Origin of the sequence: Amycolatopsis vastitatis (genome assembly GCF_002234595.1) — a bacterium.
In the GTDB taxonomy this organism is placed as follows: Bacteria; Actinomycetota; Actinomycetes; order Mycobacteriales; family Pseudonocardiaceae; genus Amycolatopsis; species Amycolatopsis vastitatis.
Genome location: NZ_NMUL01000023.1, coordinates 16,184 through 38,002, shown reverse-complemented (window position 1 = coordinate 38,002; position 21,819 = coordinate 16,184). Strand labels below are relative to the sequence as shown.

18 protein-coding genes are annotated in these 21,819 nt (G+C 70.6%); 15 read left to right on the top strand and 3 right to left on the bottom strand.

Translation table 11 applies throughout. The features are described from left to right. Window positions 1-267: 267 nt before the first annotated feature. A complete protein-coding gene (locus CF165_RS22930; protein ID WP_338023429.1) occupies window positions 268-714 on the bottom strand; it encodes a helix-turn-helix domain-containing protein in 447 nt (148 codons plus the stop codon). Here CF165_RS22930 and CF165_RS22925 point away from each other — a divergent pair. Then, window positions 713-1,468, top strand: coding sequence for a methyltransferase domain-containing protein (locus tag CF165_RS22925; protein ID WP_093949914.1), 756 nt, complete (start codon window positions 713-715; stop codon window positions 1,466-1,468). The genes CF165_RS22930 and CF165_RS22925 overlap by 2 nt on opposite strands. A gap of 36 nt (window positions 1,469-1,504) precedes the next feature. On the opposite strand, the gene CF165_RS22920 is transcribed toward CF165_RS22925, so the two are convergent. After that, complete coding sequence (locus tag CF165_RS22920; protein WP_093949612.1) at window positions 1,505-2,086, bottom strand: TetR/AcrR family transcriptional regulator; 582 nt, start codon at window positions 2,084-2,086, stop codon at window positions 1,505-1,507. Between the two features lie 76 nt (window positions 2,087-2,162). Here CF165_RS22920 and CF165_RS22915 point away from each other — a divergent pair, with 76 nt between their 5' ends. Further along, the gene (locus CF165_RS22915; protein WP_093949611.1) at window positions 2,163-2,765 is read left to right on the top strand and encodes a DUF2218 domain-containing protein; all 603 of its coding nucleotides are present in this window, start codon (window positions 2,163-2,165) and stop codon (window positions 2,763-2,765) included. Window positions 2,766-2,989: 224 nt separating this feature from the next. Beyond that, window positions 2,990-3,151: a hypothetical protein gene (locus CF165_RS22910; RefSeq protein ID WP_205660945.1), complete on the top strand. Its 162-nt coding sequence runs from the start codon at window positions 2,990-2,992 to the stop codon at window positions 3,149-3,151. Here CF165_RS22910 and CF165_RS22905 read toward each other — a convergent pair. Next, the gene (locus CF165_RS22905; protein ID WP_093949610.1) at window positions 3,092-4,096 is read right to left on the bottom strand and encodes a DNA-3-methyladenine glycosylase family protein; all 1,005 of its coding nucleotides are present in this window, start codon (window positions 4,094-4,096) and stop codon (window positions 3,092-3,094) included. The genes CF165_RS22910 and CF165_RS22905 overlap by 60 nt on opposite strands. Before the next feature lie 85 nt (window positions 4,097-4,181). Between CF165_RS22905 and CF165_RS22900 the strand changes: the two genes are divergently transcribed. From CF165_RS22900 to CF165_RS22845, 12 genes are all read left to right on the top strand, one after another. Continuing rightward, window positions 4,182-5,162 (top strand): helix-turn-helix transcriptional regulator, encoded by a 981-nt coding sequence (locus CF165_RS22900; protein ID WP_093949609.1) that lies wholly within the window; start codon window positions 4,182-4,184, stop codon window positions 5,160-5,162. Between the two features lie 134 nt (window positions 5,163-5,296). After that, a complete protein-coding gene (locus CF165_RS22895; RefSeq protein WP_093949608.1) occupies window positions 5,297-5,551 on the top strand; it encodes an acyl carrier protein in 255 nt (84 codons plus the stop codon). A gap of 56 nt (window positions 5,552-5,607) precedes the next feature. Further along, complete coding sequence (locus CF165_RS22890; protein WP_093949607.1) at window positions 5,608-6,540, top strand: 3-oxoacyl-[acyl-carrier-protein] synthase III C-terminal domain-containing protein; 933 nt, start codon at window positions 5,608-5,610, stop codon at window positions 6,538-6,540. Between the two features lie 8 nt (window positions 6,541-6,548). After that, window positions 6,549-7,892 carry a preATP grasp domain-containing protein gene (locus CF165_RS22885; protein WP_093949606.1) on the top strand — a complete coding sequence of 448 codons (1,344 nt, stop codon included), beginning with the start codon at window positions 6,549-6,551 and terminating at the stop codon, window positions 7,890-7,892. Window position 7,893: 1 nt separating this feature from the next. After that, window positions 7,894-9,183: a type III PLP-dependent enzyme gene (locus CF165_RS22880; protein WP_093949605.1), complete on the top strand. Its 1,290-nt coding sequence runs from the start codon at window positions 7,894-7,896 to the stop codon at window positions 9,181-9,183. 17 nt (window positions 9,184-9,200) lie between these two features. Continuing rightward, window positions 9,201-9,470: a phosphopantetheine-binding protein gene (locus tag CF165_RS22875; protein ID WP_093949604.1), complete on the top strand. Its 270-nt coding sequence runs from the start codon at window positions 9,201-9,203 to the stop codon at window positions 9,468-9,470. A gap of 3 nt (window positions 9,471-9,473) precedes the next feature. Then, on the top strand, window positions 9,474-10,238 hold the full coding sequence (locus CF165_RS22870; RefSeq protein ID WP_093949603.1) for a beta-ketoacyl-[acyl-carrier-protein] synthase family protein: 765 nt from the start codon (window positions 9,474-9,476) through the stop codon (window positions 10,236-10,238). After that, window positions 10,235-10,942, top strand: a complete 708-nt coding sequence (locus CF165_RS22865) for a DUF2786 domain-containing protein (RefSeq protein ID WP_240521740.1) — start codon at window positions 10,235-10,237, stop codon at window positions 10,940-10,942. The genes CF165_RS22870 and CF165_RS22865 overlap by 4 nt, the downstream gene beginning before the upstream one ends. Continuing rightward, window positions 10,935-12,077: an acyl-CoA dehydrogenase family protein gene (locus CF165_RS22860; protein WP_240521739.1), complete on the top strand. Its 1,143-nt coding sequence runs from the start codon at window positions 10,935-10,937 to the stop codon at window positions 12,075-12,077. Before CF165_RS22865 ends, CF165_RS22860 begins: the two co-directional genes overlap by 8 nt. 45 nt (window positions 12,078-12,122) lie before the next feature. Beyond that, on the top strand, window positions 12,123-13,151 hold the full coding sequence (sbnB, locus tag CF165_RS22855) for a 2,3-diaminopropionate biosynthesis protein SbnB (protein ID WP_093949601.1): 1,029 nt from the start codon (window positions 12,123-12,125) through the stop codon (window positions 13,149-13,151). A gap of 6 nt (window positions 13,152-13,157) precedes the next feature. Then, entirely contained in the window at window positions 13,158-14,138 is a 981-nt protein-coding gene (sbnA, locus tag CF165_RS22850) for a 2,3-diaminopropionate biosynthesis protein SbnA (RefSeq protein ID WP_093949600.1), read from the top strand. Then, on the top strand, window positions 14,135-21,814 hold the full coding sequence (locus CF165_RS22845) for a non-ribosomal peptide synthetase (RefSeq protein ID WP_093949599.1): 7,680 nt from the start codon (window positions 14,135-14,137) through the stop codon (window positions 21,812-21,814). The genes sbnA and CF165_RS22845 overlap by 4 nt, the downstream gene beginning before the upstream one ends. Window positions 21,815-21,819 lie beyond the last annotated feature (5 nt).

Sequence of the window (21,819 nt, the reverse complement as noted above, 5' to 3'; positions counted from 1 at the left end):
ACGATACCGTCGAATGTGGACTGCAAAATTACATGGGTCCACCAGCGTGAGCGTCTCAGCGTGTCGAGCGCTTCGCCGGCGGCTGCCGGGATGCTCGCCGGCGCGGCAACAGGTGCTGGCGCGCGTACCGATGCGAGCCGAGTACGAGTTCCTGGGCGACTTAGGCAAGAAGCTCGGGTACGGACTCGGGCATCCGGCGCGGGCGAGCGGGCCGCTGACGAGTGGTGGCTGTCGTAACGGGCCACGCGTTCTGCGTGGGCTGCCGCCTCAGGTGTCCGGGTGGCCCGAGCCGATCCGGGCGTCGATTGCCGCCTGGAAGTGGGAGCACCTGGTGATGTCTTCGTGGTTGCAGCCCAGTGCGTCGTCGATGAGCTTCAGCGACGCCTGGGCCGTCGCGATTCTGGTGGCCAGCTCGGCTCTGCGGTGGCGCAGGATGGCCGTTCGGGTGGCCGGATCCCCGGTGGCGAACATCTTCCCGATGTCCTCCAGGCTGAATCCGGCTTGCTTCGCGCGCAGGATCACCGCGACGCGGTAGAGGTCGGTGGGACCGTAGCGGCGGCGGGACGCCGTCACCCGTTCCGGTGTCAGCAAGCCCATCGACTCCCAGTGCCGCAGCACGTGCGTGGCCAGGCCGAACCGCTGCGCGATCTCGCCGATGCCCATGCCCGCGTTGCTTGACTTCATGTCGACATTAAGTCCCAGCATGGTGGTCATGTCCAGCACCGCACCCGATTCCACCGCGTCGCTGATCCGTCTGCTCGACGCCGTCGACACGCTTCCCGGCGCGGCCGAGCTGCGCGCGCACACCTATGACCTGCTGCGGCTTTCCCTCGATGGGACCGTCGTCGACGTCGGGTGTGGTGCCGGTCGCGCGGTGGCCGAACTCGCCGGCCGCGGGGTCCGCTCGATCGGGATCGACCCGGATCCACGGATGCTCGCGGCCGCGCGGGAGCGGTGGCCCGAGCTCGACTTCCGCGTGGGGGTCGCCGGCGGACTGCCGCTGGACGACGGCTCCGTGGCCGGCTACCGCGCCGACAAGGTGTTCCACGAGATCGCCGATCCGGCCGCGGCGCTGGCCGAGGCGCGCCGGGTGCTGGTCCCGGGTGGCCGGATCGTCCTCATCGGCCAGGACTGGGACACCATCGTCATCGACTCCGGCGACCCGGAGCTGACCCGCGCGATCGTGCACGCCCGCGCCGGCACGGTGACCAGCCCGCGGGCCGCCCGCCGCTACCGGTCGTCGTTGCTCGACGCCGGTTTCGGCGATGTCACCGTCGAGGTGCGGACGGCGGTCTTCACCGGCGAGCTGGTGCCGGCGATGCTGGGCGGGTTCGCCGATGCCGCGTGCGCGACCGGCGCGGTCGGACGGGACCAGGCGGAAACCTGGCTGGCCGAGCAGACCCGCCGTGCCCAGACGGACCGCCTGTTCCTGGCCGTGCCGCTGTTCATCGCGACGGGCGTCAGCTGACGCCCACCAGCGCATCAGAGACGGCTCGGGGCGAGGTCAGCTCCGGCGGCGCAGCCCGTCCAGCGTGATGGTGGCCAAGCGGTGTGCCGCGGCGCGGGTCGGCAGTGCGCCGGCGGCGGTCAGTGCGTGGAGGCAGTAGGTCGCCAGCTCGTCGGCGGCCACGTCGTCGCGGATGTACCCGGTTTTCGCGGCTTCCGTGAGCAGGTCGCGGAACAGCGCGTGCAGGTGCTGCTGGGCCTGGGCGACGTGCTCGCCGCGATGCAGCAGCGCCGCCAGTTCGGTGCCGTCGTGGTGCCGCGCCCGTTCGTGCTGAATCTCCGCGTACTTGCCGAGCACCTTTTCGAGGTGCTCGGCGGCCGTGCCGTCCCGGTCGCGGATCTCGGCGAGCTGGGCGAGATGGGCGCGAATCCGGCGTTCGTGCCAGGCGGAAAGGATCGCCTCGACGTCGGGGAAGTACTTGTACAGCGTCGCCCGGCCGATGCCCGTCTTCGCGGCGATCTGCGCCATCTTCACCCCGGTCAGGCCGTGCTCGGCCACCAGTTCCGCGGTGGCGTCCAGGGTTGCGTCGCGCACCGCCTCCCGGTGCGCCTCGATCGTGTCATTCCACAGCTTCGGCACACTCCGAGCATACATACCGCCACGGACGAGACAAAGCGTATTGACAGAGACATCGTGTCTCGATAAAGCTGGGCGCATGACAACCTCCCCGCCCCATCGCCCTGACGACCTGTACCGTCGGCCGGTCGCCGAAGCGCACGTCGACACGCGACGCGCTGAACGGTTCCTCGCCCAGCTGTGCCGTCACGCCGAAGCCATGGGTGGCCAAGCCCGGCACCTCCACGGCGGAGACGGGGAACCGCGTCCCGAGGTGGTGAAGGCCGAGTACGCCGGGAACGAAGGGAAGATCACCTTCAGCCGGGGTGCCTGCACCCTCAGGTCTACTTCGGACACGTTGTGGGTGCACGTCGAAGCCGAGGACGCGGACCAGTTGGCGCGGCTTCAGGGCATTCTCGCCGCGGACCTGGAGAGGTTCGGCCGGCGTGACGACCTCAAGGTGACTTGGCAAGGCCAAGAAGGAGCCGCCGACGTCGTCGTCCGCCGGTCGCGGGGCACGACGATCGCGCTCGTCGTCGCCGTGGCGGTGGCCGTGGTCGCGCACCTGGTGTTCGGCAGCGCCGCTCTGGCCGCGTGGCGCTGGACGAGCGTGGTCGCCGACATCCTTTTGGGGCTGGTGATCCTGAAGATCGTCGTGGTGACGATCTTCGCCCGGCGCCACCGACGTCCCATGCCCGGGTGACGACGTAGCATAGGCGGCAGGGAAAGGAATATCGGAAGAAAATGCAGCGGTTCGATGTGCTGCACCGGGACCGGTTCGGGTTGCTGGCGGCCCTGCCGAGCTGGACGCGCCGCCGCACCGAGCGGGCACAGCACGACCGATGTGGGTCTCTGACGGGGGCGAGCCCTCGAGACCGCCCGCGGCCGTGACCCGCGCCCACCGGAGCGGGGATCAGCGTCATCCCCTTGTCAACGGCGACGTTCTACACCCGCCCGGACGTCACCGGCATCCCGGTCGAGGACATCGGGCCGAACCGCGTCTGCCTCGCTTGGCTCGCGACGCGCCGCTCACCCCTGATCGACGCCTTCCTCGGCGCGGCGGAAAGCCTGGTGCCCACCAGCAGATGAGCGGCCAGGTAGGCACGCGACCGGGCCCTGCGCCTCGTCGCGCAGGGCGCCCAGACCGGTGTGCAGGTAGTAAGCCCAGTAGCCCAGGTTGTCCCCGTACCGGCTGCGCAACCGCTGGTTGTCGTACCCGGGGCCGTAGACCTTGGCCGTCGCGTCGGCGAACGCCGGCATCTCCAGGGGGACGAAATCCATCCGGCCCAGGCCGCGCAGGAGGATCGCGGCGGCGGAGAACTCGCCGACGCCCTTGATCCCGCGCAGCGCCTTCGTCGCCTGCCCGTAGGACGCCGTCGCGAGGTAGTCCTCGCCGATGTCCAGCAAGCCTTCGACGAGGCAGGCGAGGTATTCGGCCTTGCGCGCGTTCTTGACGATCGCGAGCCAGTCGCCGACCTCGAGCTGCCGCAGGTCGGTCAGCTCGGGGAAGGCCTGGAACCGCAGCCCGTCGTAGCCGATGGTGCGCCCGAACCGCTCGGTGATCCGGCGCTTGAGGGCGGTGGAGACGTTCTTCGGCGTGCGCTGGGACAGGATCGCCCAGACGCCGATCTCCGCCACCGTCAGGAACCGGACCTGGTGCAGGCCCCGGAGTGCCTTGACCAGGCGCGCGTAGCCGGGGTGGTCGCCGTCCGCCTGGGCGTAGAACCCGGTGAGGTCGTCGGACAGGCTGAGGTAGCCGTCGATCTTGGCGAGCACCGCGTCACGCAGCTCCGGCGCGATCGGCCGGTCCGAGCTCAGCTCGTATTCGACGCCGCCGTCGCACGGGCTGACCTTGAACACGACGGCCTGGCCGCCGATGGCGATCGCCTTGGCCAGGGTGTCCTCGGTCATGACCTGGTCGCCCTGGCAGGCCCCGAAGCCCCGCAGGAACCGGATCGAGGTGCGCAGGTCGAACGGCTGGGCCGCCGGCAGAACGCCGGAAACGGTGGCCGGTGCGGTCAGGCTCGTCGTCATGGTGGTCTCCCTCGTCGATCGCTGCGGCCGACGGTAGAACCCATGTAGGTCAGTCCGTGTCCCACATCAGGAGGATGCTTGCGTCATGACGGACACCCCGGCCCGGTTGCTGGCCCTGCTCTCCCTGCTGCAGACGCCGCGCGAGTGGCCGGGCAGCGAACTGGCGGAACGGTTCGGGGTCAGCCCGCGCACCATCCGGCGTGACATCGACCGGCTGCGCGAACTGGGCTACCCGGTCGAGGCGACGATGGGCGCGATCGGCGGGTACCGCCTGGTCGCCGGGCAGGCCATGCCCCCGTTGCTGCTCGACGACGAGGAGGCCGTCGCCATCGCGGTCGGCCTGCGGACCGGCGCCGGGCACGCGGTCGAGGGCATCGAGGAGGCGTCGGTCCGCGCCCTCGCCAAGCTGCTGCAGGTGCTGCCCTCCCGGCTGCGCCACCGCGTCAGCGCGCTGAACTCCGCGACCGAACCGCTGCTGCCCGGGGACGGCCCGCAGGTCGACCCGGAGGACCTGGCCCGCATGGCCGTCGCGGTGGCGCAGCACGAACGGCTCCGGTTCCACTACCGGGCGGCGGACGGGAGCGAGACGCGGCGGCTCGTCGAACCGCACCGGCTCGTGTCGACCAAGCGCCGGTGGTACCTGGTGGCGTGGGACAACGACCGCGCCGACTGGCGGATCTTCCGCGTGGACCGGATGCGCGAGCCGTTCCTCACCGGCGTCCGGACGCCACCGCGGGAACTGCCGGCGGCGGACGCCGCGGCGTACGTGTCCGGCAAGCTCTTCGAACGCGCGCCCACCCACCGCGCGGTGGTGGCCCTGCACGCCCCGGTCGACGAGATCCGCCGTCGCCTGCGCGGGGCACCGGCGGACCTGGAACCGATCGACGACCACCGCTGCCGGCTCCGGATGCGCGCCGACTCCCTGGAGTGGATCGCGTTCCGGCTGGTCATGCTGCGCTGCGACTTCGACGTGCTGGAGCCGCCGGAGCTGGCGGACCACCTGCGCGAGCTGGGCGATCGGGTGCTCCGGGCCGCGGGCGGCCCGGGCGGACGACTTCAGTCGTAGGGACCCACGCTTGGCACCAACTTCGCCCCCGGAAGACTGTCAGTTTGCTGTCAGTCGACCGTCAGTGGCGTGTAACCGGGTCTCATTAGAGTTCCTCTGCCTGAGCAAGGTCACGCGTCCAATGGGGGTTAGAAATGACCACGGCGTTCACGCGGCAGCGGGTCGAAGCGATTCGGGAAATCCTTCTGGAACACCTCGAGGTGGACGCCGCGGAGCTGACTGATCACAGCAATTTCAAGGAAGATCACGAGGCCGATTCGTTGCGGATGATGGACGTGATCGCGGCGCTGGAAACGAAGTTCGGCATCGAGATCGATGAGGCGCAGTACGTGCGCATGGTCGATCTGAACAGCGTTTGTGAGATCGTTTCCGAGCTGGCCGACCGGTAGACCCGCGTGTCCGTGGGGAGTTGGTGCGCCGGTCACCCGGCTCGGGAGGTGGCGGTGTGACGGCGATCGTCTCGGTATCCAGCCATCTGCCGGAAACCGTTCCGCTGGCGTCGCTGCGGAGCGAGCTTCGGCTGACTGACATCGGGCTTCGCAAATTGCTGAAGTTCTACGGGCTGAGGAACGTCTGCCGCTCCGCGGAGTCCGAAGTGGACTCATTGGTGGCGGTGGCGGGCAAACTGGCGCCGTTGTCGGGTGTCGAGGACCGGGTTCGCTACGTCGTTCGCGCCAAGACCATGCCGATCTCGCACGTCTACCCGGACGATTCACTCCGTCAGGTGTGCGATGTGCTGGGCCTGAGCCACGCGACCAGCTTCACGGTGACCGACCACGCGTGTGCCTCCGGGCTGCTCGCCGTGGACATGTGCGGAATGCTCCTTGCCGCGGACGGTGATCCCGGCGCACTTGCCTTGGTGCTGCTGGGGGAGAAGGCGTTCACGTACATCGCGCGGACGATCGCCGACATCGCGGTGATGGGTGAGGGGTTCGCCGCCGTGCTGGTGCGGGCCGGTGCCGAGGGTGACGGGGACCGGCTTCTGGGGTACGCCACCCGGACGCACAGTGACGCGGCGGGCTCGGTGGCCATGACGCCGGCGCAGGCGAAGGAATTCCGGCTGACCTATCACGAAACGCTCGCCGAAGTCGTGCACGCCGCGCTGGGTGTGGCCGGGGTGGCGCTCACCGACGTCGACCTGCTGCTGCCGCACAATGTCAACACCGTGTCGTGGCGCCGGACGGCCGAGGCGATCGGCTTGCCCCATGAGCGGGTTTTTCTCGACAACGTCAAGGTTTCCGGTCACTGCTTCTGCGCTGATCCGTTCCTCAACTACCGCACGGCGATCGACCTCGGCCGGCTCGGCGCCGGAGACCGCTACGTGATGGTCTCCGTCGGGCTCGGGGCGACGTTCTCCGCGATGGTCTTCCAACATTAGGTGTGTCTATGGTGAACGATGACTTTGCCGCCCGGTTGAAGCTCGCCTTGACCGGTGCGACGGACACGTCGCTGGTCTACCTCGGCAACTTCGAGGTGGAGCGGCAATGGGCCGTCGGCGAACGCTCGCTGCCGAGGGTGTCCTCGGCCGCGAGCGGCGCGATGGTCGGCCACATGGACGAGTTCACCCTGCTGCTCGCCGGTGCCGGTGACCACGTGGTGCTCAAGGCGGCACCCGACCCGGACTACCTGGCCTACCTGAAAGGCCTCGGGCTGGAGCTGCCGACCGTGCACGTCGCCTCCGGGACCGATGCCCGGCAGTCGGTGACCGAGGACGCGCTCGGCGATCCCGACCTGCTGGTCACGCTGTCGGAGCTGGCCGCGCGAGGCTGCCGCCTGGTCGCCCACGGCGTGTCCACTGCGGAGGAGGACTTGGCGCGGGCGACGGGACTCCCGCTGGCGGCACCGGATTCGGCGACCTGCAAATCGGTCAACAGCAAGGTGTACAGCCGCGCTGTGGCGGACGAGCTGGGTCTGCGCCAACCGGCCGGCTGGGGTTGTTCGACGGTCGCGGAGCTGGCTGCCGCGGTCGGCGAGTGCCGGGCGCTGCTGGCCGCGGGCCGGCGGATCGGCGTCAAGGAGGCCTTCGGCGTCTCCGGCAAGGGCATTGCCGTGGTCGACGACGAGCGCCGGCTCGACCGGCTGCACCGGATGATCGTGCGTGGCGCCGAAGCCGGCCGGGTCTCGTTCGTCATCGAGGAATGGGTGGCGAAGGCCGCGGACCTGAACTACCAGTTCACGGTGAGCAAGGACGGCTCCGTCCGGTTCGACTTCGTCAAGGAGGCGATCACCGAACGCGGCGTCCACAAGGGACATAGAATGCCGGCCGACCTGCCCGCCGGCACGCTCGAGGAGATCCGGGATGCCGCGGAGCTGCTCGGGGGGCGGCTGGCGGCCGACGGGTACTTCGGGGTGGCCGGGGTCGACGCCTTCGTCGATCCGGACGGCGGGCTGTACCCGGTGATCGAGATCAACGCCCGGCACAACATGTCGACGTACCAGGTGCCGTTGCAGGAGAAGCTGATCGGTCCCGCCCAGGTCGCGCTCGCCAGGTACTACCCACTGCCACTGGAGCGCCCGCTGCCCTTCGGCGAGGTGAACCGGATGCTGGACGGCCTGATGCTGGCGCATTCCGGGGGAACCGGCCTGGTGGTCAACAACTTCGCGACAGTCAACGCGGGCGCCGGGAGCGGTTCCTTCGAAGGCCGGCTGTACGGCGTGGTGGTCGCCGACACCACCGAGGAGCTGGCCGCGATCGACCAGCGGATCACCGAACGGCTTGGAGAGGGCTGAGATGGAGTTCCAGGTCCAGGGCATCGACATCAGTGAACTCGCGGCGGAGTACGGCACGCCGCTGTACGTCTACGACGGCGACGAGCTGGCCGGGCGGCTGGTCGGGCTGCGTGAGCGGCTGTGCCCGGAACTGGAGATCTTCTTCTCGTTGAAGAGCAATCCCAACCTGTCCATCTGTGCGCTCCTGAGCGGGCACGGCGCGCGGGCCGAAGTGTCGTCGATGTCCGAGCTGCTGACGGCGCGCCGTGCCGGGCTCGCGCCGCGGGACATCATCTTCGTCGGACCGGGCAAGAGCCGCACCGAACTCGCGGCCTGCCTCGACGAGGGCATCTACGCGATCGTCTGCGAGTCGTTCGGGGAGCTGGACGTGATCGAGGAGATGGCTGCCGCCAGGGCGGTGGTCGCCCCGGTCGCCCTGCGGATCAACCCCGCGTTCAGCGTCAAGGGTTCCGGGCTGACCATGGGCGGAAAACCGCGCCAGTTCGGCATCGACGAGGAACGCCTGCTCGACGCCGACGGGCTGGTCCTGCGCTATCGGCATGTCCGGTTCATGGGCGTGCAGGTGTACATGGGTACGCGCATCCTCGACGAGGAGCCGATCGTGGAGAACACCCGCAGGATTCTCGCGACCGCGGAGGTGTTGTCCGATCGGCTCGGGTTCGGCCTGGAGATGGTGGACGTCGGCGGCGGACTGGGCGTGGCCTACTTCGAGGGAGAGCGTGATCTCGACGTCGACCTGCTGGCCGCCCGGCTGAACCCGGTGGTCGCCGAGTTCCACGCGCGGCACCCCGAGACCCGGTTGGTGATGGAGCTCGGCCGGTTCCTGACCGCGATGTCCGGCACCTACGTCGTGCGCGTGCAGTACGTGAAGGACTCCCGTGGCCAGAACTTCGCGGTCACCGACGGGGGGACGAACCATCACATGGCGGCGGTCGGCGTCGGGTCGTTCGTCAAGCGGAACTTCCCGATCGAACTGCTCAACCGGGTCGACGAGCCGGCCGTCGAGAGCTGGCACGTGGCGGGACCGCTCTGCACGCCCAACGACCTGCTGGGCAAGAACGTCGCCCTGCCGCCGGTCCGCGTGGGCGACCTCGTCGGGGTGCGCCGCTCGGGAGCCTACGGCCCGACCGCGTCACCGACCCTGTTCCTCGGGCACGGGTGTCCGGCCGAAGTCCTGGTCCACAACGGACAGTCCTACCTGGTCCGCGAGCGGGACCGGCCCGAAGACCTGCTGGCCCGGCAACACCTGCACAGTCTCGCGACGCTCACCACCGCGCGCACGACCCGTTGAGATCAGGAGTGAACACGATGAACGAGACCACCCAAGCCGTGGACCGCGACCGGGTCGTGCTGGCCATCGATTCCGCGCTTCGCGACGCGCTCGACACCGAGTTGCCCGAGATCACCGAGGAAACCCGGCTTTTCGAGCTGGGCCTGGACTCCACCGGCGTGCTGGAACTGCTGCTGCACCTCGAGGACGAGCTCGGCCACGAGTTCGACTCGGAGAACCTGCGGATGGAACACTTCCAGTCGGTTCGCTCGCTCGCCGATTTCGTGTCGGCGGAGATGGGCGCGTAGCGCATGTACCGGACGGCACCGCCCGCCATCGGCCGGACGAACGGCGTGCTTCCGCTGCGCCTCGACCGGCTGGTCCGCCGACGCTTCGCCGCCGGCGGCAGCCGGACAGACGATCCGGAGCTGCACGAGTACTTCGCGGATCTCGCGGCGCTGCACGGCATCGGCTACCGGCCTGAGGTTCTCCGGCGGGGGACGGGCAACACGTTCGCCGGCATGGCCGCCGCGATGCTCGACGGCCTGGACCCGGTCGACGTGGTGATCATCGCGCACGCCACCCCCGACCTGGACCCCCGGGTATCGGCCGGGGCCGGCGCTTCGCACCGGTTCGCGGGCAAACCGCTGGTGTTCGCCGTGATGGACCAGGCGTGCTCCGCGGCGTTCACCGCGATCAGGCTGGCCGGCGAGTACGTGCGCAGGCATTCCTGCCGGCGGGCGCTGGTGCTCGTGTTCGACCAGTCGACCGTGCCCTACGAGTCCGCCGCGGAACTGGACGGTGACGCCGCGGTGGCGTTGCACTTCGGCTTCGATCCCGGCGGGCGCGTGCGGACCGGCCGGATTCCCGGCGTGGATCCCGGGGAGGTCGCGCGGGTCGCGGACGGGATCGGCAGCGGCCTGCCGGTGATCGGACTGGGGCAGCCGGACCGGCGGGTGCCCGCCACCGGGATCTGGGGCGCGTACGAGCCGGCCGCTGGCGCGGTACTCGTCCACCACGACCGGCCCCGTGCCCAGCTGAGCTACTGCGCCATCGACGCGAACGAGGCGACATGACGAACCGGAACCCGGCCGGGCTGCGGAGGGCGGACCCGGCAGGCGAGTCGGCGATGTCCGCCTGCCGGCACACCGCACGGAAGCGGGGACTCGCCCCCGCGTTGGCGATGCTGTGCGCCCACGCGCTGCCGGAGCTGTTGCCGTGTGGCCCGCTCGGACACGCGCTGGTGCCGACCGAGCTCGCGGTGTCCGCGAATCGTGTCTGGGTGGATGGCGCCGTGTTCGCCCGGTCGGCCGGCTCGGAGACGACGTTGGCACGCGGAACCGTGGTCGCGCTCCGGCACGTGCCGGAGCGCGACCACGGCTCGCAACCGGGGGACGGCGGCGAGCTCTGGCGGTCGGGACTGGTGTGGCTGAGGCTGGGACTTTCCGAGGGCCTGCTCGACCACTGCGTGGGCTACCTCGGCGGCCGCCGGTGCGGTGACACCACCTTGCTGCGTCAGCAGATGGTGATGGGTTCGGTGGCGGACGTCCTCATCGAGCACCAGGAGGCCGGCGCGGTGCTGGCCGAGTTCGAGGGGGCAGGCCTGCCGCTGCCGGAGGCGACGGCGACCCACCTGCAGCGGCAGCTCACCTCGGCCGGGCGGACGCTGCTGCGGCTGCTCGGCGCCAGCGGCTTCGTCGCCGGCGGGCCGGGCGAGACCGCGTACCTGTCCGAGCTGCTCGCCGAGGCGCACACGCGGCCGGGGAGTGCCCGTGAGTGAACTGGACCACCGGCTCGTGGCTTTGCGGCAGCAGGTGCGCGAATGGGCCGCCGACCTGCGCCCGATCGCTCTCGAAATCGATCGCGACCCCGACGCGATCAACGACCACCTCGATCTGCCGGCGATCCGGTACCTCTCGACCATGGTCATTCCGCCGGAATACGGGGCGCCGCCGATGACGGTGGCGGGACATCGGTTCTACGGCATGGCCTCGCTGGAGCGCGCCGTCGTGCTGGAGGAGCTCGCCTGTGCCGACGCCGGGACGCTCCTCGCCGCACCGGGGGCGTCCATGTCCGGGGTGCTCGTCGACCTGCTGGCCGACGAGCAGCAGAAGGAGTGGTTCTACGGACAGCTGCTGGAACGGCCACAGTGGACGTTCTTCGGCCTCACCGAGCCCAACCGGGGATCGGACGCCGGCGGGCTGCGCACCGCACTGTCGGCGGATGGCGTGCTCACCGGGGAGAAGCGGTACGTGGGCAACGCGACCAGGGCGAGTCTCGGCGTGGTGTTCGCCAGGACGAGACCCGGCCCGCTGGGAATCGTCGCCACGCTGGTGCGGACCTCGGCGCCCGGCTACACGGCCGTTCCGATCGACACCGTCGGCCTGCGGGGCGCGCGGATCGGCGCCATCACCCTCGACCGGGTCGAGATCCCGCCGGAGCACGTTCTGGGCAGCCATCTCTCCGCCGCACAGCGTGGCATGTGGGCCTGCGTCCGGACGTTCAACCGGTTGCGGCCCGGGGTGGCGGCGATCGCGCTGGGCATCGCCCGTGCCGCGTACGAGTACGTGCTGGCCGAGCGCGACCGGCCCGGTCGCGACGGGCGGGACCGGCTGGATGTCCTCGGCCGCCGCATCGAGGCCACCCGGAGACTGATCCGGTCCGCCGCGATGTCCGTCGACGCCAACGGCGGCCACGGCCACCTGGCGTCGGCGGCCAAGGCCCGGGCCTGCCGGCTGGCCGAGGACGCCACGCTCGAGGCGTGTGAGCTCCTCGGCCCCGGCGCCAGGCTGGAACACCCGGTGCTGGACAAGCTCACCAGAGACGCGCGCGGCGTGGAGTTCATGGAGGGCACCGAGAACATGCAGAGGCTCAACGTCTTCCACGGCTACCTGGCCGGTGCGTTCGGCCGCTGACGGGCCGGCGTGGTTGTCAACACAGGACTTTGCGTAAGGAGCGCGATGACGAACCCCAGGTTTTCGGTGATCTCCGGTGCCCAGGTCGGGCAGGTGCTGCACGGACAGGAGAAACGGATCGTCGAGCTGATCGAGGCGACCTACCGGCAGCACGGCACGGGCGCGACGGTGAACCCGCCGTCGTACTTCCTCCGGTTCCCCGACCGCCCTGACGCGCGGATCATCGCGCTCCCCGCTTCGCTCGGCGGCGAGTCCGGAGTGGACGGTCTGAAGTGGATCTCCAGCTTCCCGGCCAATGTGGAGTCCGGCTTGCCGAGGGCCTCGGCGGTGCTGATCCTCAACGATCCGGCCACCGGGTATCCCTTCGCCTGCCTGGAGAGCTCGATCATCAGCGCGACCCGCACCGCCGCGTCCGCCGCGCTGGCCGCCGACTGGCTCAGCCGCGAGCGAGGAAGACCCACCCGGGTCGGCTTCGTCGGCGCCGGCCTGATCGCCCGCTACATCCACACCTACCTCGACGGCATCGGTTTCGCGTTCGACACCGTCGGCGTGCACGACGTGAACGCCGGCCATGCCGAGGGCTTCCGCGGCTACCTGGAAAACGCCGGCACGGAGGCGTCGATCGTGCTGCACGATCGCGTCGAAGACCTGGTGCGCTCGTGTGATCTGGTGGTGTTCGCGACCGTTGCCGGAGCTCCTCATGTATCCGACCGGAGCTGGTTCGACCATTCTCCGATCGTGTTGCACGTGTCGTTGCGGGACCTGGCGCCGGACGTCATCCTGTCCGCGACCAACATCGTCGACGACGTCGAGCACTGCCTGAAGGCCGGCACCTCGGTGCACCTCACCGAACAGCTGGTGGCGAACCGGGAATTCCTGGACGGCACGCTCCACGACGTGATGACCGGCCGGGTGCGGCCGCCGGCGGACGAGCCGGTGGTGTTCTCGCCGTTCGGGCTGGGCGTGCTCGATCTCGCCGTGGGCGCGCACGTCCACCACCAGCTGCGGCAGTCCGGCGAGCTCGGACACGTCGACGGCTTCTTCCACGAACTCGACCGCTACGGGAAAAACTGACCTCTCGTGCCTGTCATCGTCACTCCCCAGGAGTTCAACGTCGAACGTCTCTTCGTCGACCTCACGCCGCACTTCGGGCACCGCCTGTACCTGAAGTGCGAGGGATTCAACTTCGCCGGGTCGATCAAGCTCAAGGCCGCCACCGAGATGGTCGACACCGCCGAGCGCAGTGGCGCCCTCGTTCCGGGAGCGACCTTGGTGGAAAGCTCGTCGGGCAACCTCGGCGTCGCGTTGAGCCTGGTGGCGCGCAGCCGCGGCTACCGGTTCGTGTGCGTGACCGATTCCCGGTGCACGCTCACCTCGCGGCAGCTGATGCAGGTTCTCGGCGCCGAAGTACGCATGGTCACCGATCCCGACCCCGTGGAGGGCTTCCTCGGTGCCCGGCTCCAGGAGGTCCGGCGGCTCTGCGCGGAGAATGCCGGTTATACGTGGTTGAACCAATATGCCAACCCGGGCAACTGGATGGCGCACTACCGGACGACCGGGCCGCAGATACTGGCGGAGTTCCCGGACGTCGAAGTCCTGTTCATCGGTGCCGGTACCGTGGGCACGTTGATGGGTTGTGCTCGCTTCTTCCGCAAGGCCAAGCCGTCGGTGCACGTGGTCGCCGTGGACAGCGTCGGCTCGGTCACGTTCGGCGCGCCGGCCGGGCCACGCATGATCCCGGGGCTCGGCATGGGCGTACGGCCGATGCTGCTCGACGAGTCCTATGTGGATGAGGTCGTGCTGGTGCCGGAGATCGAAACCGTGCGGATGGCGCGCAGCCTCGCGCAGTGCGGCTTCCTGTTCGGCGGCTCCACCGGGACCGTCCTCAGTGGAGCGATGGAATGGCTCGCGGACCATCCGCGGCACGCGAAGTCCACCACGGTGGCGATCTCGCCCGATCTCGGTGACCGATACCTGGACACCGTTTACCAAGACCAGTGGGTGACGGACATCTACGGCGCCGAAGCCCTGGATCACCGACTTTCCGAGGTGCCACGATGACGGCAACACACCTGGCCGGCCTGCCGCTGTCCATCGCGCAGACCGATGTCTGGTTCGACGAGAAGCTTTCCGGTGGCGGCCTCGCCTACAAGATGGCCGACTACCTCGACATCCGGGGCCCGCTGGACATCGGGTCGTTCACCGCGGCGTTCGCCACCTTGGTCGCCGAGGCCGAGTGCTACCGGGCCAGGTTCGTCGAAGTGGACGGCGAGCCACGGCAGGTGATCGAACCGGACGTCGTCCCGGACGTGCCGGTGGTCGACGTCAGCGCGGAGCCCGACCCGGAGGCGGCCGCACTGACCTACATGCACGGCGATGTCCAGACGCCGCTGGCGCTGACCGACTTCCCGCTGTTCCTGTGCGCGTTGATCAAACTGGGCGAGCAGCGGCACTTCTGGTACATCTCGACGCACCACATCATCGCCGACGGCTACAGCGCCGCGATCTGCTATCGCCGGCTGAGCGAGATCTACGAGGGCCTGGTGACCGGGGTCGACACCGGCGTGCCCTTTCCGCCGTTCCGGCCGTTGCTGGAAGCCGAGTCGTCCTATGCGGACTCGGCGCACGCGGAACGGGATCGCCGCTACTGGGGCCGCCACTTCGCCGACCTGCCCGACATGATCAGCTTGTCCGGCAAGGAACCGGCGCCGGCCAGGGATTCCCTCCGCCGCACCGCCGTGCTGGCCGAGTCGGCCACGACGTCGATCCGGCAGGCGGTGCAGGACGCGAAGGTGACCCTGCCCACGCTCATGATCGCCGCGATGGCCGCGTACACACAGCGCTTCTCCGGTGCCGACGACATCCTGCTGACCGCGCCGGTCGCGGCGCGTGCGGGCCGGTCCCGCACCACGCCCGGCATGGTGGTCAACTACCTGCCGCTGCGATTCCGGCTGCGGCCGGACATGACCAGGGCCGAACTGCTCGGAATGGCCTCCACCGAGCTGGCCCAGGCGCTCAAGCACCAGCGCTACCACGTCAACCAGATCCGGCGGGACATCGGCGTGCGCAGCGACGAGCGCCGGCCGTTCGGCGGCCCGTTCGTGAACGTGCTCCCGCAGGATCCGGTGGTGGCGCTCGGCCCGTGCCGGGCAACGGTGCACAACCTGTCCACGGGGATCACCAACGACCTCGCGGTCACCGTGGTGGACACCGCCGACGGTGGCCTCGAGCTCAACCTCAACGGCAACCCGGATCTGTACCGGGACGTCGAACTCGCGACGCACCTCGACAGGTTCGTGGAATTCCTCGAGCGCTTCGCGCGCGCCGACGACGACGCGCTGTTCGCCGGCCTCGATGTCGCCTCCGACGACGAACGGCGGCAACTGGCCGCCTGGAACGACACCGCCCCTTCCGGCGGGTTCGAGGGCGTGCTCGAACGCGTCCGCGGCCACGCTCGTGACATGCCGGACGCGGTCGCGGTCGTGGACGACGCCGGCTCGGTCACCTATGCCCAGCTGGTCGCCAGGGCCAACGCCGTGGCCCGCAGGGTGGACGGCCTCGTCGCCGTTCTCGCCGACCCCGGAGCCGGCTTCGTCACGGCGGTGCTGGGCGTCCTCGGGGCGGGGGGTGCCTATGTGCCGCTGGACGGTGCCGCGCCGGTGGCTCGCATCGGGGATCTGCTGGCCGAGAGCGGGGCCCGGTGGCTGGTGGTCGACGAGGCACACCGCGAGGTGGCCCGAACGTTCGAGGACATCCCGGTCGTGGTGCTCGACGGAGCGGAGGACGCCGACCTCATGGCGCCCCGCGGCTTCGAGGACGACCTGGCCTACGTGATCTTCACCTCCGGCTCCACCGGCCGGCCCAAGGGCGCCATGGTCCACCGGCGCGGCATGGTCAACCACCTGCTGGCCAAGGTGGCGGACCTCGGTCTGTCCCGGCACGACACGGTGGTGCAGAACGCTCCGGTGACCTTCGACGTGTCCGTGTGGCAGATGCTGGCGCCGCTGATCGTCGGGGGCACCGTGCGAGCCGTGGGGCGGGACGTGGCCGCCGACCCGACCGCCATGCTCGGCCTGGCGCGCACGGACGACGTCACGGTGATCGAGGTGGTCCCGTCGCTGCTGCGGGCCATGCTGGACCTGTGGGAGGCGGGCGGGCCCGCGCCGGACCTGGCCGGGCTGCGGTGGCTCGTCGTCACCGGCGAGGCGCTGCCGCCCGACCTGTGCGCCCGGTGGCTGGCTCGCAGCACGGTCCCGATCGTCAATGCCTACGGCCCGACCGAATGCTCCGACGACGTCACGCACGCGTTCATCACCGGCGAGCCGGACCTCGTGACGAGCCGCACCCCGATCGGCCGGGCGGTCCGCGGCATCCGGCTCCACGTGCTCGGCGGCGAGCTGCGGCCGGTGCCGATCGGTGTCGTCGGCGAGCTGTACGTCGGCGGTATCGGCGTCGGCCGCGGCTACCTGCACGACCCGCGGGGCACGGCGGCGGCGTTCGTGGCCGATCCGTTCTCGGACGAGGCCGGCGCCCGCCTGTACCGGACCGGTGACCGGGTGGTCTTCCGCCAGGACGGCCGGCTGGAGTTCGTCGAGCGCCGCGACGACCAGGTGAAGATCCGCGGGCACCGGGTCGAGCTCGGTGAGGTCGAAATGACACTCAGGTCGTTGCCGGCGGTCACCGACGCCGTCACGAGGGTGATCGCCGATCCGGACGGCAACGTCCGCCTGATCGGCTACGTCGTCGCCGCGCCGGACGCGGACACCGCGGAACTGCGCGGCGCCGTGCAGCGTCGGCTGCCGGACTACATGGTCCCGTCGGTGATCGTGGCGGTGGACGCGTTTCCCCTGACCACCAACGGAAAGCTCGACCGGTCGGCGCTGCCGGAGCCGGACCTCGGCGTGCTGGACGCCGGGCGGGCACCGCGGACACCGGAAGAGCTGGTCGTGTGCGAGGTGCTGGCCGAGGTGCTGGGCCTGAACAGGGTCAGCATCGACGACAACTTCTTCGCCCTCGGCGGCGACAGCATCACCTCGATCCAGGTGGTCAGCCGGATGCGCAAGGCCGGCCTGGTCATCACCCCCCGTGACGTCCTCGAGCACAAGACGGCGGCCGCCATCGCGCTCGTCGCGCATCCGGTCGGCGGCCCGCAGCCGGCGGCGACGGTCTCGGTGTCCCGGATGGACGCCGGCACCGAGATCCTCCCGCTTTCCGGTTCGCAGAAGGGTTTCCTCTTCCACTCCGAGTTCGACCAGCAGGGACTGGACGTCTACACCGTCCAGCTGGCCGCCGACCTGGCCGGCCCGCTGAACGTCGCCGCCCTGCGCGCGGCCGGCGCCGCCGTGCTCGCCCGGCACGGCAGCCTGCGCGCCGGGTTCCGGTTCGAGTCCTCGGGTGAGCCGATCCAGGTCGTGCCCGGCGCCGTCGACCTGCCCTGGGAGGAGGTGGACCTGTCCGCGCTGCCGGACGACGAGCGCGCTGCCGAGCTGGACCGGCTGGTGGCCGCGGACCGGGTCCGCCGGTTCGACGTGACCACGCCGCCACTGGTCCGGTTCACGCTGGTCCGGCTGGGCGAGGACCAGTTCCGTCTGCTGTGGACACTGCATCACCTGGTGGTGGACGGCTGGTCGATGCCCATCCTGGTGCGGGAGCTGTTCGCGCTGTACGACAACGGCGCCGACCTCGCCGAGCTGCCCGGCGTGACGCCGTACCGCGACTACCTGGGCTGGGTCGCGGCGCAGGACGACGAGGCCGCCCGGGCTGCCTGGCAAGGCGTGCTGACCGGCCTGACCGAACCGACGCTGCTCGTCCGCGCGGACGCCGGCCGGCTGCCGGTGATGCCGGAGTCACTGGTGATCACGCTGCCCGAGCGGCTGTCGGGCGAGCTGGCCGACTGGGCACGCGGCCGGCACCTGACCCTGAACACCCTGGTCCAGTGCGCCTGGGCGATCCTGCTCGGCCGGCTGACCGGCCGCCGGGACGTGGTGTTCGGCGGCGTCACGTCGGGACGGCCCGCCGAACTGCCCGGCGTCGAGGACATGGTGGGCCTGTTCATCAACACGCTGCCGGTTCGGGTCGACCTCGCGCCCCACCGGTCGGTCGAGGACCTGCTCAGGGCGGTCCAGGACCAGCAGTTCGGCCTCGCCGCGCACGAGTACCTCGGTCTGGCGGAGGTGCAGCGGATGGCCGGCATCGGCGAGCTGTTCGACACCGCGGTGACCTACACCAGCTACCCGCGGGCGGTGGACGGCTCCGGCGTGCTCGCCGACGGGGTCCAGGTCGTCGACCACCGCATCTGCAACGCGTCCACGTATCCGCTCGGCGTGATCTTCGTCCCCGGCAAGCAGATCGTCATGGACGTGCAGTACCGGCCGGACCTGTTCGAGCGGGCCGACGCGCAGCGGATAGCCGACCGGCTGGTGCGGGTTCTCACGACCATGACCACCGACGCCGCCACCCCGGTCGGGCGCGTCGACGTCCTGGACGACGGCGAGCGCGCGCGGATCCTCGGCGAGTGGGCCGGTACCGGTTCGCCGTTGCCCGCGGTGACGTTGCCGGAGGTGTTCGAAGCGCAGGTGCGCCGGGCCGGCGATCGCACCGGGCTGGTGTTCGAGGACACCGAGATCGGCTTCCGGGAGCTCAACCGCCGCGTGAACCGGCTCGCGCACCTAATGATCGCCAGGGGTGTCGGTCCGGAGCAGGTCGTCTCGCTGGCGGTGCCCCGCTCACCGGACATGATCGTGAGCCTGCTCGCCGTGCTCAAGACCGGCGCGGCCTACGCCCCGATCGATCCCGATCACCCGGCCGACCGGATCGCCTACCTGCTGGCCGACACCCGGCCGGTCCTGGTGCTCACCACGTCGGGCAGCCCCGCGCTGCCGGGGGACGTCGCGACGCTGCACCTGGACGCGATCGAGGCGGAGCTGGCCGGGCAACCGGACACCGATCCCACCGACGCCGACCGCGTTCGGCCGTTGTCACCGTGGGACGCCGCCTACGTCATCCACACCTCGGGGTCCACCGGCCGGCCGAAGGGCGTGGTGGTGCACCACATCACCGCCGCCGGGCTGGCCGCCGACCACGCGACCCGGTTCGGCATCGGTGCGGACACGCGGTCGCTGCAGTTCGCCTCGATGAGCTTCGACGCGGCCGTGTGGGAGCTGTGCGTCTCCTTGCTCAGCGGCGCGGCGATGGTGATCGCGCCGAAGGACATGCGGGCGGGTGCCCCGCTCGCGGACCTGATCAACGACAAGCGGGTCAACCTGACTGTGCTGCCACCGGCAGTGCTCGGCTCGGTGCCCGCCGAGGCCACCCTGCCGGACGACCTGATGCTCGCGGTGGCCGGCGAGGCCTGCCCGCCGGAGGTGGTCGAGCGGTGGTCGGCCGGCCGGACGATGGTCAACGCCTACGGCCCGACCGAAGCCACGGTGTGCGTGACCGTCAGCGATTCACTGGTCGCGGGCGGGCGCCCGCCGATCGGCCGGGTCGTGGCCGGCCATCGAGTCTACGTGCTCGACCCGTTCCTCAACCCCGTCCCGGCCGGCGTGCCCGGCGAGCTCTACGTCGGCGGAAACGGCCTGGCCAGGGGCTACCTGAACCGGCCGGCGCTGACCGCGGACCGGTTCGTGGCCGACCCGTGGCTGCCGGGGAAACGCATGTACCGCACCGGGGACGTGGTGCGCTGGTTGCCCGACGGCACGCTGGACTACGTCGGGCGGACCGACTTCCAGGTCAAGGTCCGCGGACATCGCATCGAACCCGGCGAGATCGAGACGGCGTTGCGGACGCTGCCCGGGGTCGACCAAGCCGTCGCCCTGGTGCGCGCGGGCCGGCGGGGTGACCGGCGGATGCTGGCCTACGTCGTCGGCGCCGGTGCGGACCCGGCACGGCTGCGGGAACGGCTGGCCACCCTGCTGCCCGACTACATGGTCCCCGCCGCGATCGTGGTGCTGGACGAACTCCCGTTGACGGTCAACGGAAAGCTCGACCGGGACGCCCTGCCCGACCCGGACTTCGCCGGCGCGGCCACGGGCCGGGCGGCCGGCAACCCCGTCGAGGAGGCCCTCTGCGCGGCGATGGCCGAGGTGCTCGAGCTGCCGTCGGTCGGCGTGGACGACAACTTCTTCGCCCTCGGCGGCGACAGCATCGCCTCCATGCAGGTGGTCGCCCGGTTGCGCAAGGAAGGCCTGATCCTCGAACCCCGGCACGTCTTCGACCACAAGACCCCGGCCGCGCTGGCGGCGGTCGCGGTCGCGGCCACCGGGGCGGCCGGCGGCGACGACGGAACCGGCGAGATCGAGCTGACGCCGATCATCGCCGGGTTGCGGGACGCCATCGAGGTGCACGACGACCTGATACGCGGCCTCAACCAGTACGTCGTGCTGCGCGTTCCGTCCGGGCTCGACGAGGCCGCGCTGGCCACCGCGGTCCAGGCGCTGCTCGACCAGCACGCGGCGCTGCGGATGCGGCTGGACGCGAGCTGGCGGCTGGAGGCCCTGCCACGCGGTGCCGTCCGGGCGGGCGACCTGATCCGGCGGGTGGCGGTGGGCGCCGACCCGGACGCCGTGCTGGCGGACGAGGTCGTGGCCGCCCGGTCCCGCCTGGACCCGGAGCGGGGCGTCATGGCGCAAGTCGTCGTGCTGGATGCCGGCGCGGAGCGGCCGAGCCGCCTCCTGGTGATGGTGCACCACCTCGCCGTCGACGGGGTGTCCTGGCGGATCCTGGTGCCGGACCTGATCAGCGCGTGGCACGCCGTCGACGCCGGTATCCCGGTCACGCTGGACCCGGTCGGCACGTCGCTGCGCCGCTGGTCGCGGATCCTCACCGAACAGGCGATGACCCGCACCGCCGAACTGCCGGTGTGGACCGGTCAGTTCGCCAAGCCGCACCTGCCGGTCGCTCCTCGCCCGATCGACCACGGCCGGGACACCTACGCCACCGCGCACCGGCTGACCTTGACCCTGCCACCCGAGACCACCTCGGCGTTGCTCACCACGGTCCCCTCGGTGTTCCGCACGGAGATCAACCACGCCCTGCTCGCCGGTCTGGTGCTGGCGGTCGGCGACTGGCGGCGGCGCAGGCACGGTTCGGGCGAGGCCCGCGTCCTGATCGAACTGGAGGGCCACGGCCGGGAGCACATCGCGGATGGCGTCGAGCTCTCCCGGACCGTGGGCTGGTTCACCAGCGCGTTCCCGGTCCACCTCGATCTCGGCACTCCGGACTGGACCCGGGTGTGGGCGGGCGGCGAGGCTGTCGGCACCGCCCTCACCCGGATCAAGGAGCAGCTCCAGGCCCTGCCGGACCACGGGATCGGCTACGGGATGCTCCGCCACCTCAACCCGGAAACCCGGCCGTTCCTGTCCGGAAAGGACATTCCACAGGTGGGGTTCAACTACTTCGGCCGGTTCGCCGCCGGGTCCGCGACGGACTGGTCGCTGGAGGGTGGCCGCGAGGTCGTCCGCGCGCACATGGACCCCGGGGTGCCGATGCTCTACGCCCTGGAGCTCGGTGTGGTGACCGAAGACCGGCCGGACGGACCGCACCTGGTCGCCGACTGGGGGTGGCCGGGCGAGCTGATGTCCGACGCGGACGTCCACGACATCGCCGACACCTGGTTCCGGGCGTTGCGGGCTTTGGTCGAACACGCCGGGCGACCGGACGCGGGCGGGTTGACCCCGGTCGACGTCGCGCTGGTCTCGGTGACGCAGGACGACATCGACAGCCTCGAGTTCGAGTGAGGAGT

Coding starts and splice junctions, on each gene's coding strand:
- CF165_RS22925 (WP_093949914.1), top strand. CDS start 713: ATGTCCAGCACCGCACCCGATTCCACCGCGTCGCTGATCCGTCTGCTC.
- CF165_RS22930 (WP_338023429.1), bottom strand. CDS start 714: ATGACCACCATGCTGGGACTTAATGTCGACATGAAGTCAAGCAACGCG.
- CF165_RS22915 (WP_093949611.1), top strand. CDS start 2,163: ATGACAACCTCCCCGCCCCATCGCCCTGACGACCTGTACCGTCGGCCG.
- CF165_RS22905 (WP_093949610.1), bottom strand. CDS start 4,096: ATGACGACGAGCCTGACCGCACCGGCCACCGTTTCCGGCGTTCTGCCG.
- CF165_RS22900 (WP_093949609.1), top strand. CDS start 4,182: ATGACGGACACCCCGGCCCGGTTGCTGGCCCTGCTCTCCCTGCTGCAG.
- CF165_RS22895 (WP_093949608.1), top strand. CDS start 5,297: ATGACCACGGCGTTCACGCGGCAGCGGGTCGAAGCGATTCGGGAAATC.
- CF165_RS22885 (WP_093949606.1), top strand. CDS start 6,549: ATGGTGAACGATGACTTTGCCGCCCGGTTGAAGCTCGCCTTGACCGGT.
- CF165_RS22880 (WP_093949605.1), top strand. CDS start 7,894: ATGGAGTTCCAGGTCCAGGGCATCGACATCAGTGAACTCGCGGCGGAG.
- CF165_RS22875 (WP_093949604.1), top strand. CDS start 9,201: ATGAACGAGACCACCCAAGCCGTGGACCGCGACCGGGTCGTGCTGGCC.
- CF165_RS22870 (WP_093949603.1), top strand. CDS start 9,474: ATGTACCGGACGGCACCGCCCGCCATCGGCCGGACGAACGGCGTGCTT.
- CF165_RS22865 (WP_240521740.1), top strand. CDS start 10,235: ATGACGAACCGGAACCCGGCCGGGCTGCGGAGGGCGGACCCGGCAGGC.
- sbnB (WP_093949601.1), top strand. CDS start 12,123: ATGACGAACCCCAGGTTTTCGGTGATCTCCGGTGCCCAGGTCGGGCAG.
- CF165_RS22845 (WP_093949599.1), top strand. CDS start 14,135: ATGACGGCAACACACCTGGCCGGCCTGCCGCTGTCCATCGCGCAGACC.